The organism is Humibacter sp. (assembly GCF_051954055.1).
Lineage (GTDB): Bacteria > Actinomycetota > Actinomycetes > Actinomycetales > Microbacteriaceae > Humibacter.
The window spans coordinates 34867-50545 of sequence record NZ_JBQCIE010000111.1; the positions used below are offsets into that span (position 1 = coordinate 34867).

15 protein-coding genes are annotated in these 15679 nt (G+C 67.9%); 5 read left to right on the forward strand and 10 right to left on the reverse strand.

Annotation, left to right across the window (positions count from 1 at the left end; translation table 11 throughout):
• Positions 1–51: 51 nt before the first annotated feature.
• Entirely contained in the window at positions 52–3456 is a 3405-nt protein-coding gene (locus ACTHNC_RS14415) for a pyruvate carboxylase (RefSeq protein WP_440295303.1), read from the reverse strand.
• 79 nt (positions 3457–3535) lie between these two features.
• On the opposite strand from ACTHNC_RS14415, the gene ACTHNC_RS14420 reads away from it, so the two are divergent.
• Positions 3536–4342: a ParA family protein gene (locus ACTHNC_RS14420; RefSeq protein WP_440295304.1), complete on the forward strand. Its 807-nt coding sequence runs from the start codon at positions 3536–3538 to the stop codon at positions 4340–4342.
• Between the two features lies 1 nt (position 4343).
• Here the strand turns inward: ACTHNC_RS14420 and ACTHNC_RS14425 are convergent, their stop codons facing one another.
• The 4 genes from ACTHNC_RS14425 to ACTHNC_RS14440 form a co-directional block, all read right to left on the reverse strand.
• Entirely contained in the window at positions 4344–4892 is a 549-nt protein-coding gene (locus tag ACTHNC_RS14425) for a MerR family transcriptional regulator (RefSeq protein WP_440295305.1), read from the reverse strand.
• 124 nt (positions 4893–5016) lie between these two features.
• On the reverse strand, positions 5017–5721 hold the full coding sequence (ftsR, locus tag ACTHNC_RS14430; RefSeq protein ID WP_440295306.1) for a transcriptional regulator FtsR: 705 nt from the start codon (positions 5719–5721) through the stop codon (positions 5017–5019).
• Positions 5721–6191: an FHA domain-containing protein gene (locus tag ACTHNC_RS14435; RefSeq protein WP_440295307.1), complete on the reverse strand. Its 471-nt coding sequence runs from the start codon at positions 6189–6191 to the stop codon at positions 5721–5723. Before ACTHNC_RS14435 ends, ftsR begins: the two co-directional genes overlap by 1 nt.
• Positions 6184–6855, reverse strand: coding sequence for a CDP-alcohol phosphatidyltransferase family protein (locus ACTHNC_RS14440; protein WP_440295308.1), 672 nt, complete (start codon positions 6853–6855; stop codon positions 6184–6186). The genes ACTHNC_RS14435 and ACTHNC_RS14440 overlap by 8 nt, the downstream gene beginning before the upstream one ends.
• A gap of 45 nt (positions 6856–6900) precedes the next feature.
• Here ACTHNC_RS14440 and ACTHNC_RS14445 point away from each other — a divergent pair, with 45 nt between their 5' ends.
• Together ACTHNC_RS14445 and ACTHNC_RS14450 are read left to right on the forward strand one after the other, a co-directional pair.
• Positions 6901–7719 (forward strand): DUF1295 domain-containing protein, encoded by an 819-nt coding sequence (locus ACTHNC_RS14445; protein ID WP_440295309.1) that lies wholly within the window; start codon positions 6901–6903, stop codon positions 7717–7719.
• A gap of 50 nt (positions 7720–7769) precedes the next feature.
• Positions 7770–8225, forward strand: coding sequence for a hypothetical protein (locus ACTHNC_RS14450; protein WP_440295310.1), 456 nt, complete (start codon positions 7770–7772; stop codon positions 8223–8225).
• Here the strand turns inward: ACTHNC_RS14450 and ACTHNC_RS14455 are convergent.
• From ACTHNC_RS14455 to ku, 3 genes are read right to left on the reverse strand one after another with little or no spacing between them, the layout of a single operon-like run.
• Positions 8222–9103, reverse strand: a complete 882-nt coding sequence (locus tag ACTHNC_RS14455; RefSeq protein WP_440295311.1) for an NUDIX domain-containing protein — start codon at positions 9101–9103, stop codon at positions 8222–8224. The two genes, ACTHNC_RS14450 and ACTHNC_RS14455, sit on opposite strands and share 4 nt — an antisense overlap.
• Before the next feature lie 34 nt (positions 9104–9137).
• Entirely contained in the window at positions 9138–9566 is a 429-nt protein-coding gene (locus tag ACTHNC_RS14460; protein WP_440295312.1) for a DUF7882 family protein, read from the reverse strand.
• Positions 9563–10420 carry a non-homologous end joining protein Ku gene (ku, locus tag ACTHNC_RS14465; RefSeq protein WP_440295313.1) on the reverse strand — a complete coding sequence of 286 codons (858 nt, stop codon included), beginning with the start codon at positions 10418–10420 and terminating at the stop codon, positions 9563–9565. The genes ACTHNC_RS14460 and ku overlap by 4 nt, the downstream gene beginning before the upstream one ends.
• A 75-nt stretch (positions 10421–10495) precedes the next feature.
• Here ku and ACTHNC_RS14470 point away from each other — a divergent pair, with 75 nt between their 5' ends.
• Complete coding sequence (locus ACTHNC_RS14470; RefSeq protein ID WP_440295314.1) at positions 10496–12907, forward strand: ATP-dependent DNA ligase; 2412 nt, start codon at positions 10496–10498, stop codon at positions 12905–12907.
• 3 nt (positions 12908–12910) lie between these two features.
• Here the strand turns inward: ACTHNC_RS14470 and ACTHNC_RS14475 are convergent, their stop codons facing one another.
• Together ACTHNC_RS14475 and ACTHNC_RS14480 are read right to left on the reverse strand one after the other, a co-directional pair.
• Complete coding sequence (locus tag ACTHNC_RS14475; protein WP_440295315.1) at positions 12911–13216, reverse strand: hypothetical protein; 306 nt, start codon at positions 13214–13216, stop codon at positions 12911–12913.
• 156 nt (positions 13217–13372) lie between these two features.
• Complete coding sequence (locus ACTHNC_RS14480; protein ID WP_440295316.1) at positions 13373–14605, reverse strand: YihY/virulence factor BrkB family protein; 1233 nt, start codon at positions 14603–14605, stop codon at positions 13373–13375.
• A 28-nt stretch (positions 14606–14633) separates the two neighbouring features.
• On the opposite strand from ACTHNC_RS14480, the gene ACTHNC_RS14485 reads away from it, so the two are divergent.
• Complete coding sequence (locus ACTHNC_RS14485; protein ID WP_440295317.1) at positions 14634–15659, forward strand: LLM class flavin-dependent oxidoreductase; 1026 nt, start codon at positions 14634–14636, stop codon at positions 15657–15659.
• Positions 15660–15679 lie beyond the last annotated feature (20 nt).

Here is a 15679-nt window from a genome sequence, read left to right on the forward strand (position 1 = left end):
GATCATTTTACAAGTGCAGGGTTCCTGACCGTTGACAGAGGTCGACTCGGATTACTCCGGGTTCACGACCACCAGCAGGTCACCGGCATCCACCTGCTGCGTCTTCGGCACGGCGAGCCTGGTGACCGTTCCGGAGACGGGCGAAGCGATCGCCGCCTCCATCTTCATCGCCTCGATCGAGGCCACCGGCGTGCCTGCCACGACGCGATCGCCCACCTCGACCTGCAGGGTGATCACTCCCGAGAACGGTGCGGCGATGTGCCCGGGCACCGAGGCGTCGGCCTTCTCCGCCGCCTTCGTCTCCACCGTGATGGAGCGGTCGCGCACGAATACCGGGCGCAGCTGCCCATTGAGCGTCGTCATGACGGTGCGGATGCCCTTGTCGTCCGCCTCTCCGACCGCCTCGAGTCCCGCGTACAGGCGAACGCCGGGCCCGAGGTGGATGACGTGCTCGCGGCCGGGCGTCAGACCGTAGAGATAGTCGTCGGTGTCGAGCACGGAGACGTCGCCGAAGAGGTCGCGCACCTGCTCGAACTGGCGCGCGGGCCCTGGGAACAACAGTCGGTTCAGCGTGGAGCGCCGCGTCGCGGAGTCCGCCCCTAGGCCCTGACGGTCTTCGGCGGCCAGATCGGCCACCGCGACGCGCACGTTCTTGCCCGCCAGCACCCTGCTGCGGAACGGCTCAGGCCATCCACCGGGAAGGTCGCCGAGTTCGCCTGCCATGAAGCCGACGACCGAGTCGGGCACGTCGTACTTCTGCGGGTTCTGCTCGAAGTCGTCCGGGTCGGCGTGCACGGCCGCCAGGTGCAGTGCGAGATCGCCGACCACCTTCGACGACGGCGTCACCTTCGGGATGCGTCCGAGGATGCGGTTGGCCGCCGCATACATGTCCTCGATCAGCTCGAAGTCCTCTGCCAACCCGAGCGCCTTCGCCTGCTGCCTCAGGTTCGACAGCTGTCCGCCGGGGATCTCGTGCGTGTAGACCCGGCCGGTCGGACCGGGAAGCCCCGACTCGAACGGGGCGTAAAGACCGCGCACCGCAGCCCAGTAGGGCTCCAGGTCGGTCACGTTGCGCAGCGGGATGCCGGTGTCGCGCGAAGTGTGCGCGAGTGCCGCGACGAGGGCGGATGCCGACGGCTGGCTCGTCGTTCCCGACATGGGTGCGCTGGCGACGTCGACGGCATCCGCGCCCGCCGCACTGGCGGCCAGCAGCGTCGCGAGCTGGCCGCCAGCGGTGTCATGCGTGTGCACGTGCACCGGAAGGTCGAACCGTTCCCGGAACGAGCGCACCAGCAGCTCCGCGGCGCCCGGTCGGAGCAGTCCGGCCATGTCTTTGATGGCGAGCACGTGGGCGCCGGACTCGACGATGCTCTCCGCCAGCCGGAGGTAGTAGTCGAGCGTGTACAGGTTCTCGGCGGGATCGAGCACGTCGGCCGTGTAACAGACCGCGACCTCGGCGATGGCCGTGCCGGTCTGCAGCACGGCGTCGATGGCCGGCCGCATCTGGCTGACATCGTTGAGCGCGTCGAAGATGCGGAAGATGTCGACGCCGGTGGCCGCCGCCTCCTGCACGAAGGCATCCGTCACCTCGGTCGGGTACGGCGTGTAGCCCACCGTGTTACGGCCGCGCAGGAGCATCTGGATGTTGACGTTCGGAAGCGCGTCGCGCAGTGCGGCGAGCCGCTCCCACGGGTCCTCACCCAGGAAGCGCAGCGCGACGTCGTACGTGGCACCGCCCCACGCCTCCACAGATAGCAGCTGCGGGGTCAGCCGCGCGACATAGGGAGCGACGGCCACCAGATCCTTCGTGCGCACGCGCGTCGCGAGCAGCGACTGATGGGCGTCGCGGAACGTGGTCTCGGTGACCGCCAGCGCGTTCTGCGCGCGGAGCTCCACCGCGAAAGCGGCCGGCCCGAGCGCGAGCAGCCGCTGACGGGAGCCGTCGGGTGCCGGAGCGTCGAGGTCGACGTCCGGAAGCTTGGTGACGGGATCCGCGACCTGCGGGCGCGCGCCGTTGGGCTGGTTGACCGTCACGTCGACCAGCCAGTTCAGCAGCTTGGTTCCGCGGTCCTTCGACACGCGGCCGCGCAGCAGCTGGGGCCGTTCCTCGATGAACGACGTGCTGAGGTCTCCGGAGACGAACGACGTGTCGTCGAGCACGGCCTGCAGGAACGGGATGTTGGTGGCAACGCCTCGGATGCGGAACTCGGCCAGCGCACGCCTGGCACGGAGCACGGCGGCACCGAAGTCACGTCCACGACAGGTGAGCTTGGCGAGCATCGAGTCGAAGTGCGGGCTGATCTGCGCCCCGGCTGCCACCGTGCCGCCGTCGAGGCGGATGCCGCCCCCGCCGGGCGAGCGGTACGTGGTGATCGTCCCGGTGTCCGGCCGGAAGCCCTGCGTCGGGTCCTCCGTCGTGATGCGGCACTGGATGGCGGCACCGTGCAGCTGGATGCGCTCCTGGTGCAGCCCGAGATCGGCGAGCGTCTCCCCCGCTGCTATGCGCATCTGCGACTGCACGAGGTCGACGTCGGTGACCTCCTCGGTGACGGTGTGCTCGACCTGGATGCGCGGATTCATCTCGATGAACACGTGCTGTCCGGCCCGCTCGCCGGCGGTGTCCAGCAGGAACTCGACGGTCCCGGCGTTCACGTAGCCGATCGATGAGGCGAACGCGATCGCGTCCCGGTACAGCGCCTGACGGATGTCGTCCGGCAGGTTCGGCGCCGGCGCGATCTCGAGCACCTTCTGATGGCGGCGCTGCACCGAGCAGTCGCGTTCGAAGAGGTGCACCGTGTGCCCGGTGGCATCCGCCAGGACCTGCACCTCGATGTGGCGAGGACGCAGGACCGCCTGCTCGAGGAACATGGTCGGATCGCCGAAGGCGCTGTCGGCCTCGCGCATGGCCTCTTCGAGCGCCGGACGCAGCTCAGCCCGGCTGTTCACCCGGCGCATGCCGCGACCGCCGCCGCCCGCGACCGCTTTCGCGAAGATGGGGAACCCGATCTCCTCGGCGCCGGCGAGCAGCTCGTCGATGTCTCGTGACGGCGGCGTGGACTTCAGAACGGGCACACCTGCGGCGATCGCGTGCTCCTTGGCCGTGACCTTGTTGCCCGCCATGCGCAGCACGTCGGCGTTGGGGCCGATGAACGTGATGCCGGCCGCGGCGGCCGCTTCGGCGAGGTGCGGGTTCTCGGAGAGGAACCCGTAGCCCGGGTAGATGGCATCAGCTCCGGCCTGCTGTGCGACCCGGATGATCTCGTCGACGTCGAGGTATGCCCGCACCGGATGCCCGGGCTCGCCGATCTCGTATGCCTCGTCCGCCTTCAGCCGGTGCATCGAGTTTCGGTCTTCGTAGGGGAACACCGCGACCGTCTGAGCACCGAGCTCGTAGGCGGCGCGGAACGCCCGGATGGCGATCTCCCCGCGGTTGGCGACCAGGATCTTCGTGAACATCAGGGCCTCTCTGGCGGGGCACACGCCGCTCAGCGAACGGTTAGGTTCTCCAAGACTACTGACGGTAACGTTGCCTCTTGTGCATGTGCTCAGCGTCAGCTCCCTCAAAGGCGGTGTCGGCAAGACCACGGTGACGTTGGGTCTCGCCTCTGCGGCCTTCGCCAAGGGACTACGCACGCTGGTCGTCGATCTCGACCCTCAGTCGGACGTCTCGACCGGCATGGACATCACGATCGCCGGCCACCTCAACGTGGCCGACGTGCTCGCCTCTCCGAAGGAGAAGGTCGTGCGCGCCGCCATCGCACCGAGCGGATGGACGCGCGGCCGGCCCGGCAAGGTCGACGTCATGATCGGCAGCCCCTCGGCGATCAACTTCGACGGGCCGCACCCTTCGATCCGCGACATCTGGAAGCTCGAAGAGGCGCTGGCGAACGTCGAGCACGACTACGACCTCGTGCTCATCGACTGCGCGCCATCGCTGAACGCGCTCACGCGCACGGCTTGGGCGGCCAGCGACCGGGTCTCGGTCGTGACGGAGCCCGGCCTGTTCTCCGTTGCTGCGGCCGATCGCGCACTGCGGGCCATCGAGGAGATCAGGCGCGGCCTCTCCCCCCGTCTTCAGCCGCTCGGCATCATCGTGAACCGAGCACGTGTCCAGTCACTGGAGCACCAGTTCCGCATCAAGGAGCTGCGCGACATGTTCGGCCCGCTGGTGCTCTCGCCTCAGCTGCCCGAACGCACCTCCCTGCAACAGGCGCAGGGTGCCGCGAAGCCGCTGCACGTCTGGCCGGGCGAAAGCGCCCAAGAGATGGCGCACAACTTCGATCAGCTGCTCGAACGAGTGCTGCGCACCGCCCGCATCGGCGAGTACGCGGAACAGAACTAGATCAGCTGATCTTCTTGGCTGCGCGGCGGGCGGCGAGCTCGTCCATCGGGTCGGATGCCTGCACATCCAGTTCGACGAGGCTCGTCTCGACCTCGCGCAGCACCTTGCCCACCGCGATGCCGAAGACGCCCTGCCCGCGTCCGACGAGGTCGATGACCTCGTCGTCGGACGTGCACAGGTAGACACTGGCGCCATCGCTCATCAGCGTGGTCTGCGCCAGATCGTTGACGCCCTCCTTGCGCAGCTGCTCCACCGCGGTGCGGATCTGCTGGAGGGAGATGCCGGTGTCGAGCAGTCGCTTCACGAGCTTGAGCACCAGGATGTCGCGGAAGCCGTACAGGCGCTGCGAACCGCTGCCGGCTGCCCCACGCACGGTGGGCTCGACGAGCCCGGTGCGTGCCCAGTAGTCCAACTGCCGATAGCTGATCCCCGCGGCCCGTGCGGCAACGGCGCCGCGATAGCCGGAGACGTCGTCCATCTCCGGCAGGCCGTCGGTGAACAGGAACCCGAGGTCGTAGCGAGCGTCGTCATTCCGACGGACTTCGGTCATTCGCATTCCCTCTCACCCCAGGCACCTCGCTCACGCGCGGCGTACCCTCCACGGTAACCGTGCCCGGTGAGGCGATCAACGACATCCGCTCGAACGTGACGGCGTGTCGTGGCCACCGCGGCGGTCACGGCGCCAGGCGCGCGATCGCCGCGCGCACGATGCTCGATCGCACCGTCTCGAGGTCGTCGGCGAGCTCCCGCCCGAGCTCTCCTGCCCTCGCCCGTGCACTGGCGTCGGTGCGCCGCAGCACTGGGGCGAGAGCGGTCTCGATGAGGCCGATGTCGCGCTCCGCGGATGCCCTGAGGCCACGGAGGTGGCGCGGCTCGATTCCGGAGCGGTGCAGCTCGACGAGCGCCGCGAGCACCGTCAGCTGGTCGTCGCCGTACACCTCGGCCGGGACGATCAGCGAAGCGGCGATCGCCTCCTGCAGCAGTGCCTGCGTGGCACCCGCCTCCTTCAGCAGCTCGTCGCGGCTGAATCGCCTGCCGGTGGAGAGCATCGTGGGACGAGCCGGGCCGGTGCCGGGGAGGATCGGCGTGCGGCCGGCATCCTGATCGGCGAGGTAGGAGCGGATGACCTTCAGCGGCAGGTAATGATCGCGCTGCAGCGTGAGGATCGTGCGCAGCCGCTCCACGTCGTGCGCGTCGAATTTGCGGTAGCCGGAGGCCGTGCGCGCCGGAGTGACAAGACCCTGCTCCTCGAGGAAACGCAGTTTCGACGGGGCGAGATCGGGGAAATCGGGCGTCAGCTGCGCCAGCACCTGACCGATGCTCAGCAATGCGGGCCGACGGGCGAGGCCGGAACCGCTCGCCTGCGACACGCGGACCATCAGGCCGACGCCGACGCGTCCAGGTCGGGGCGGGCCGCGTAGAAGGTGAGCCGGAACTTGCCGACCTGCACCTCCGCTCCGTCGGTGAGGATGGCGCTCTCCACACGCACACCGTCGAAGTACGTGCCGTTCAGCGAACCGAGGTCTTTCACCTCGAAGGCGGTGCCGTGACGGATGAACTCGGCATGCCGACGAGACACCGTGACGTCGTCGAGGAAGATGTCGGCATCCGGATGCCTGCCCGCCGTGGTCAGATCCGCGTCGAGCAGAAATCGTGCGCCCGTGTTCGGCCCGCGCCGCACGATCAGCAGCGCCGACCGACTGGGCAGGGCGTTGATCGCCTCACGCTCCTCAGGGGTCACGCCTGCCGCCTGCGCGTTCATCGCCGCGGCGAAGTCCTCACCGAAACCGGCGGTCGTGTCTTCCCCCGAGGAATGTGCTTCGCGGTTCGGGTTGTTCTGCTCAGCCACCGTCGACCTCCTCTTCAGAAAGCGTATCGGATGCCGCAGCCCCGCCGACAGCCGAGTGGCGAACCACACGGCGGGTTTCCCGGATGTAGAGAATGCCAGCCCACCAGTACAGGAAGGCACCCCAGATGGCGATGGCCCAGCCAACCGGCTGCGAAGCCCACGAGATCAGCGGGAAGGCCTCGCCGAGCATGAGCACGGGCAGAGCGACCAACAGCGCGAACGTGGCGATCTTGCCGAGGTGGTGCACGGGAAGCGGTCCGTGGCCGTGGTTCGCCAGCACGATACCGAGCACCAGAAGCATGACGTCGCGGGCGATGATCGCGGCGACAAGCCACCACGGCAGCAGCTCGCGCCAGGCCAGCCCGATGAGAGCGGCGAAGATGTAGAGCCGGTCGGCGGCGGGATCCAGCAGCTGACCGAGCCGGGACACCTGGTGCAGACGCCTGGCGAGGAATCCGTCGAAGAAATCCGTGACGCTCGCCACGATGAGCACCAGGAGCGCCCAAGCATCCCATCCGACGATGACGAACCACAGGAAGATGGGCACGAGCCCGAGCCGGAAGAAGCTCAGCAGATTGGGGACGGTGAGCACCCGAGACGAGACCGCGCCGGATGCCTGTTCCACGCCTGGCAATAATAGGGGTTTGCAGCCGTAGCCGGGCATTGCGCGCTCCCATCGGAGCCTGACCGCGACCATAGAATTCGGTACATGCCCCCTGTGATCGTCTGCCTCTTGATTCTCGCGGCCGTCTGCGTGGCGACCTGGGTGCTCTCCCTGCTCACGAAGGAGTACTCGTGGGTGGACCGTATCTGGTCGATCGTTCCCGTGGTCTACGTGTGGGTCTACGCGATCGCCGCGGACCTCGCCGACGCGCGGCTGGATGTCATGGCGGCACTCACCACACTGTGGGGCGCCAGGCTCACGTTCAACTTCGCGAGGAAGGGCGGGTACGCGCCGGGCGGCGAGGACTACCGCTGGGCGTTCCTGCGATCACGGATCGCGGGGTGGAAGTGGTTCCTGTTCAACCTCCTCTTCATCGTGATCTACCAGAACGTGCTGATCTTCCTGTTCACGCTTCCGGCGTGGACCGCGTATCAGCATCGGAGCCCGTTCACGGTGCTGGATGTCGTCGCCGTCGTCGTCTTCCTCACGTTCCTGATCGGCGAGACGGTCGCCGATCAGCAGCAGTGGGACTTCCATCGGTGGAAGGCCGCTGAGATCGCGGCGGGCCGCGAACCGCATCCGCGGTTCCTCCGTTCCGGGCTGTTCCGGTTCTCACGGCATCCCAACTTCTTCTTCGAGCAGGGGCAGTGGTGGGTGTTCTTCTTCTTCGGCGCGATCGCAGCGGGCTCGGTGCTGCAGTGGACCGTGCTCGGCGCCGTGCTGCTCACGGTGCTCTTCATCGGGTCGACCGTGTTCACCGAGTCCATCTCGCGCAGCCGCTACCCGGAGTACGCGGAGTATCAGGCCGAGACGTCGCCGATCGTGCCGTGGTTCCCCAGGCGGCGACGGGCCGCGACGGCGTGACGCGCGCGCTGCCTCCTCCCTGTGACGGAGGTGCTCGTTAGCCTGGAGGCATGTCGTGCATTCGGTTCAACACTCCTGCCCAGCGTGAGGCGATGCGGCGTGCGGCGCCCGCGATGCTGACGGCTGAGGAGGCCGCAGCACTGCATCCGTCACCGCCGGTCACCGAGAGCAAGATCAGGCGACTGCGTCTTCTGGCCACGAACGCGAATCCGAAGATCAGGGAGAGCGTCGCCAGCAGCTACAACACTCCTGCCGACCTGTTCGAGACCTTGGCGCACGACCCGGCAGAGGGTGTGCGCGCCTGCGTCGCACGCAACGAGGCCACGCCGTGCGATGTGCTGCGCGAACTCGCGGGCGATCGCTCGGAACTGGTGCGCGGCTGGGTCGCCGCGAACTACTTCGTGCCGGAGGATGCCATGGCACGCCTCGCCGAGGACACCAGCCCGACCGTGCGCTCCCTCGTGAAGTGGAAGGCGTCGCTCGCGGCCGAGCCGGCAGTGTCCTAGACAGCGTCGATCGCCCGCCAGAGCGCTGCGGGCGATGCCGTGGAGGCTCCCAACGCGGTGACGCGGTCTGTGAGGCCGCGGTCGGCCGTCACGACGATCGCCTGAGTGGGGTCGGGAAGCGACTCCACTCGGGTGATGATGGCCGAGTCGCCGTCCGTGCCGGCACGCTCGATGTCAAGCGTCGCCGGATGCACCGGGTCGGGCATCCGCTTCGCCTCGCCCTCCAGCACCACGACCACGCGCGGCCACCACGTCTCGTGCGGAAGACCCAGTGTCTCCGCCGGCCAGCCCGCTTCCGTCAGGGCGACAAGGTGCTCGACGAGGCGGAGCGCCGCGCCTGGCCGATCTCGCCACCAGCCGTCCGGACGCGAGCCGACGACGTTCGCCGCATCGACGATGACGACGGGGTCGCGGAACAGGTCGTCACGCAGCGACGGCCAGCGGTCCGCGAACCCGGGATGGAGGGGCAGGTCGTCCACCTCCGCGACCGGGACCCAGCGCACCTCGATGCTCTCGGCATCCCCGATCACGGGTGTGAACGGCGCGTCGGCTCCCGCCACCACCGTGGAGTACGACCACCAGCCGAGGTCGAGCAACGACAGGAACCGCGGACGAACGACCGGCGCGGGTACCCCGGCCTCCTCCACCGCCTCGCGCACGGCGCCGTCCCTGGCGGACTCGCCCTGGTGACGTGCACCCCCCGGCAGACCCCAGGTGCCGCCGAAGTGGCTCCACTCGGCCCGGTGCTGAAGCAGCACGCCGTCGTCGTGCCTGGCCACCAGCAGCCCCGCGGCACCGTACGTGCCCCAGAACCTGCGCCCATCGGGCCCCTCGACCCACGCGTCACCGCTTCCGTGCGGACGGCGCTTCAGCGGCACGGGGATGTCGTCTCCAGTCGGCGACGTGGACAACCTAGCCGGCGCTCGGTGCGGATGCGACGAACGCCTCGGCCTCGGACTCCGGCATGACCACCATGCCGCGGGTACCGTGCGAGGACAGCGCCATGGCCTCGAGCCACACGCGGTTGAGCTCGGGCGGGCGAGACCCGGAGAACCGGAACTGCAGCGGGATCGCCGGGGACACCCAGAGGCTGACGCGCCCCGATCCTTCTTCGGCCGGAACGGTCCAGTTGATCAGAAAGCTCTCCTGCAGCCGCAGCTTGACGATGATCGCGATCTTCAGATGGGCCAGAGTGCGGTCGTCGATCTCGTACTCGGCACCGGAACCGTAGATGAGGTATCCCATCTTCCCATCATCGCAGCACCGATGCCCGCCCGTCGTCCCCTTGACGTCGACGACGGCGGCCCGGTGCCGGGCAACGGTGCCCGGAGGGTGCTTCAACCCGCCTTCTTGCGTGTTCGGCTGGTGCCGCTCTCGCGTTCCTTGGTGCCGCCCGACTTGCCCTTCTTGGATCCGCGGTTCTTCTCCACGCTGCGGCGCAGGGCCTCCATGAGGTCGAGCACCTCGCCCTTCTCACCCTCGGCCTCCTCGCCGAACGTGGCCTCGGTGTCGATGGTCTCGCCCTGCTCGAGCTTGGCGTCGATGAGCTTCCTGAGCTGGATCTGGTAGTCGTCCTCGAACTTGTCGGGCGTGAAGTCGCTCTCGTAGCTCGCCACCAGCTTGGCCGACATGTCGAGCTCCTTGTCGGTGATGCGCACGTTCTCGGACAGGCTCGGGAACTCCGGCTTGCGCACCTCGTCCGCCCAGAGCAACCCCTGCAGCACGAGCACTCCGTCTCGCACGCGCAGTGCACCGAGGCGGGTCTTCTGACGCAGCGCGAACTGCACGATCGCCGTGCGGTTCGTCGCCTCCAGCGTCTCGCGCAGCAGAACGTACGCCTTGGCCGACTTGGAGTCCGGCTCCAGGTAGTAACTGCGCTCGAACATCAGCGGGTCCACCTGGTCGTCGGGAACGAACTCGACCACCTCGATCTCGTTGCTGCGCTCCTCCGGCAGCGAGGAGAGGTCCTCGTCGGTGAGGATGACCGTCTGATCGCCCGCTTCATACGCCTTCGCGATGTGCTCGTAGGGAATGACCTTGCCGTCGATCTCGCAGGTGCGCTTGTAACGGATGCGACCGCCGTCCTTGTCGTGCACCTGGTGCAGCGACACGTCGTGGTCTTCCGTCGCGCTGTAGATCTTGACCGGCACATTCACCAGGCCGAAGGCGATCACCCGCTTTCCGATGGCTCGCATACCGTCTATTGCACAGCCCCATCAGCAGAAGGGCAAGGGGAGGGCGAGGGGACGACAACGGCGTAGCGTCGGGGCATGGCGACCAAGGGGACGAAGCGGGCGAGCGGTTCGGCCGGATCGCAGATCGTGGAGATCGAAGGGCACCGGCTCAAGCTGACCAACCTCGACAAGGTGCTCTATCCGGAGACCGGTACGACGAAGGGCGACGTCGTCGCGTACTACGCGCAGATCGCCCCGCACCTGATCGAACACGCGCACGGCCGGCCGGCGACACGCAAGCGGTGGCCGAACGGCGTGGGCACCACGGAGCATCCCGAGCCGCCCTTCTTCCAGAAGAACCTCGACGAGGGCACGCCTGACTGGGTGCCGCGGGTGACCATCGAGCACAAGGACCACTCGAACGCGTATCCGCTGGTGAACGATGCCGCGGTGCTGGCGTGGCTCGGTCAGATCGCCGCACTGGAGATCCACGTGCCGCAATGGCAGGCGGGACCGCGAGGCGCGCGTCGGAACCCCGACCGACTCGTGCTCGATCTCGACCCCGGTGAAGGAGTGGGCCTCGCCGAGTGCGCGGAGGTGGCGTTCTGGGCGAGGGACATCCTCACGGGCATGGGCCTCGAGCCGGTGCCGGTGACCAGCGGAAGCAAGGGCATCCATCTCTATGCCCGGCTCGACGGTGCGCAGACCTCCGACCAGGTGTCCCAGGTCGCGCACGAGCTCGCGAGGGCTCTAGAGGCGGATCACAAGGACGAGGTGATCAGCACCATGAAGCGCGCGGACCGCGCTGGCAAGGTGTTCATCGACTGGAGCCAGAACAACGCCAACAAGACGACGATCGCGCCGTATTCGCTGCGCGGCAGGGCCCATCCGATGGTCGCCGTTCCCCGCACCTGGCGGGAACTCTCCTCGTCGAAGCTGACGCAGCTGGGGTACGAGGAGGTGCTCAAACGCATGGCGAAGAAGGACGACCCGCTCGTCGAGACCACGCCGGGCACCCCGACCGAGGCCGATCGCCTCACGGTGTATCGCAGCAAGCGAGACGCCGCGAAGACACCGGAGCCCGTTCCGAAGGGCACACCGAAGACGACCAACGGCCGCTCGTTCGTGATCCAGAAGCACGCGGCGCGCCGGCTGCACTACGACTTCCGGCTCGAACGCGACGGGGTACTGGTGAGCTGGGCGCTGCCCAAGGGGGTTCCGACGGACCCGAAGGAGAACCACCTCGCCGTGCACACCGAGGACCACCCGCTCGACTACGGCGGGTTCGAGGGAGACATTCCGCGCGGGGAATACGGTGCCGGCCACGTCGACATCTGGGACTCGGGGGTCTACGACCTGGAGAAGTGGCGCGACGGCGAAGAGGTCATCGTGACGCTTCACCCCTCGCCGGACGGCGGGCTGGGCGGGCAGCCGGTGAAGGTGGCACTCATTCACACCGGTCACTCGACGCGCGGCGGTTCGAGCAGTTCAGACAAAGCCGACGAGAAGAACTGGCTGATCCATCGGATGGCCATCGAGACCAGGCGCAAGGACTACTCCCCCATGCTTGCCACGCTAGGAAACGAGTCCCAGCTCGAGCACGACGACGAGCGGTGGGTCTTCGAGAACAAGTGGGACGGCATCCGCGCCATCGCCTACGTGCAGGACGGCACCGTCCGTCTGATGACGCGCAACGGCCACGACGTGACCGCGCAGTATCCGGAGCTGACGGCCATCGCGGACGGGGTGCGCTCCCCCGCCGTGATCGACGGCGAGATCGTTGCGCTGAACGACGGCCATCCGGACTTCGGTCTGCTGCAGCAGCGGATGAACCTGCAGAACGAGACCGAGATCTCGCACATGGCCTCGCGCGTGCCGGTTCGGTACTACGCGTTCGACATCCTCGAGCTCGACGGGCACGACATCACCGACGAGGAATACGAGGTGCGCCGCGCGGCGCTGGAGCAAGTCGTGGCCGACCGGCGGCGCGGGGTGCTCCAGGTTCCGGATGCCGTCAGCGGGCCGATCGAGAAGGCCATGGCGGCCAGCCGAAAGGCGGGTCTGGAGGGGATCGTGGCGAAGGACAGGGAGTCCACCTACTCGTCGGGGAAGCGCTCCACCGCGTGGATCAAGGTGAAGCACCATGGCACGCAGGAGGTCGTGGTCGGCGGGTGGAAGCCCGGTGAAGGGCGGCGGGCGAACGGGATCGGGTCGCTGCTGCTGGGCATCCCGAATGGCAAGAAGCTCTCCTACGTCGGCAAGGTCGGAACCGGCTTCGGCGACGCCGACCTCGACGAGGTCGGCAGGCGACTGGCGGGGCTCGAGGCGAAGTCCGACCCGTTCGACGACATCCCGAAGACGGATGCACGCGGTGTGCGCTGGGTGAAGCCGACCCTGGTCGGCGAGGTGGAGTTCGCCGAGTGGACGCGCGGCGGACGGCTGCGCCAGCCCTCCTGGCGGGGCTGGCGGCCGGACAAGGACCCGAAGGACGTCGTGCGGGAGAGCTGAGGATCAGGGAGAGGCGGGGCTCGGAAGCCCGGTGAACTCCGTGTCGGCGTCGAGGTCTTCGTTGACGAGGCCGCGAACGATCGATTCCCAGTCGGAGCCCTCGTAGTCGGTCTCGGTCTGGCCGGGAAGAAGGCCGCCATAGACCGGCTCGTGCTCCTCGCCCTCCGGCGCGATGACGGTGAGCGACCCGATGGTGCGGCCGTCGTCCCCTCGTACGACCCAGTCGACCGGGCCGAGGCGATGCACAACATAGCCACTGCCCCTGTGCTCGAAGTGCACGTTCTCGTTCTCGAGGATGGACGCGATCATCGTGTGTCTCCCTGTCGTGCGGCCGGATCGCCCGGCCTGGTGGTCACTGAACGCTGTGCAGGAGGAACGTTGCCAGGCTATCGCGGCTTCGCCGCTCACTGGCTTCATCGGCTCGGCCAGCCGAGCAAGCTCGCCCGGCTCTCGCCTCAGTCGCCTCTATCCCCGTGCGGGCGCAGAGGTGGCGGCAGCTCGCCGGATTGCCGCGCCGACCCGTTCGTCCGCGTGCAGCTTCTCGTCCGCCTTCTCGTACGCGGCGTCGCCCCGCACCCTCAGACGCACCCGCTTCTCGGCCGCCTCGCCGAGCGAGAGCTCGTGACCGCGTTCGAGTTCGGAGCCGAACTCGGCTCCGACGACAAGCGCAAGGTTCACCAGCCACACCCAGAGCAGGGCGACGATCAATCCGCCCACGGCGCCGTACACCCGGTTGTAACTGGCGAAGTTCGCCACGTAGAACCCGAAGACGAGCGAGCCGAGCACCATGATGATCACGGCCACCGCTGCGCCGCAGGCGACATAGCGGATGCGCGGCTTGCGCAGATTGGGCGCTCCGAAGAACAAGACGGCGACCGCGACGATCACGGCGACGCCGATCAGCGGCCACTTGACGATCTCCCAGGTTGTGAAAACGGCGTCGCCCACGCCGATCGCCTGGCCGATGCTGCGCGCGAACGGACCGCTGAGCGCCAGGGACAGCACGACGATCACCGCCAGCGCCAGCACGATCACGGTGATCAGCACCTGCTGGGAGCGCAGCACGATGGCGCTACGCCCCTCGCGCACCCCGTAGATGCTGTTGACCGCACGGGTGAACGCCCCGACATAGCCCGAGGCCGACCAGATCGCGCCGATGATGCCGATGGCGAGGCCGATGCCCGCGGCCGTCGACGAGGTCAGCTGCGAGAGCAGCCCGGACAGCGCAGGCTGCACCTGCTGGGGCGCGAAGGCGTCGACCACCTGGAGCATCGTCTTCGATCCGGACCGCCCTGCCCCGAGCAGACCCAGAACCGAGACGAGCGCCAGGAGCGCCGGCAGAGCCGAGAGGACGGAGAAGTAGGTCAGACCCGCCGCAAGGTTCGAGCATCCGTCCCTGCCGTACTCACGTAGCGTGCGCCCCAGCACGTACTTGATCGGCATACGACCGTATCGGGTGGATGCCGCCGCCTTCGCCTCGCGTTCCCGCAGCTTCTGCTCGGCCGGCGATGGCGGCTTGCGTTCGTGCTCCAGCTGGGACTCGACCAGCTTCCGGGTGCGTTTCGCCGCCTGCTTGGTGTGCTTCTTCGCCAGATCGAGCGCATCCATGCCCGTCACGGTACGACGGAACGCCGTCGCACCCCACCCCTTGCGCTGACGCAAGGAATGATGGAACGGGCCGTCGCGTTCACAGAACATGCATACGCATAGATAGCAAGGAGGGCCTGTGGCCGTTCAGTTCGGTTTGGACACGTTCGGTGATGTTCCGCTGCACGCAGACGGCACGCAGGGGTCGGGTGCGCGCACCATTCGCGAGGTCGTGGAGCAGGCCGTGCTCGCCGACGAGCTCGGCATCGACGCGTTCGGCATCGGTGAGCACCACAGGGCGGACTTCGCGGTCAGTGCGCCGGACATCGTGCTGTCCGCGATCGCGGCACGCACGCAGACGATCGCGGTCGGCACGGCGGTGACGGTGCTGAGCTCGGACGATCCGGTGCGCGTGTACGAGCGATTCGCGACGCTCGATGCGGTCTCGAACGGCCGTGCGGAGGTCACGCTCGGTCGTGGCTCGTTCACCGAGTCGTTCCCGTTGTTCGGCTTCGACCTCACCCAGTACGAGAAGCTGTTCGAGGAGAAGCTCGAACTGTTCAGCCTGCTGCTGGATGAGGGCCCCGTCAGCTGGAACGGGACGGTTCGCGCTCCCCTGACCGACCAGCAGGTGTACCCCAAGACCGAGTCGGGGCGACTGAAGGCGTGGGTGGGTGTCGGCGGCAGCCCGGAGAGCGTCATCCGGTCCGTGCGGTACGGCATCCCGATGGCGCTGGCCATCATCGGCGGGAACGCCGGACGGTTCGCCCCGTACGTCGACCTGTACAAGCGCGCCCAGGAGCAGTTCGGCCGTGAGCCGATGCCGTTGGCCATGCACTCCCCCGGCTTCGTTGCCGACACCGACGAGCTGGCGATGGAGCAGCTCTACCCGTACCAGAAGGCGACCATGGACCGCATCGGCTCGGAGCGCGGGTGGGCGCCGCAGAGCAAGGAGCAGTATCTCAGCGAGGTGCGGCACGGGTCGCTGTACGTGGGTTCGCCCGATACCGTCGCGAAGCGGATCGCGGAGGCGATTAGGGTTCTGGGTGTCGACCGGTTCGACCTCAAGTACGCGAACGGCCCGATGCCGCACGAACTGCTCGAACACTCCATCGAGCTCTACGGCACGAAGGTGGTCCCCATGGTGCGCGATCTGGTCGCCTGAGCTGGTTGAGCTTGTCGAAA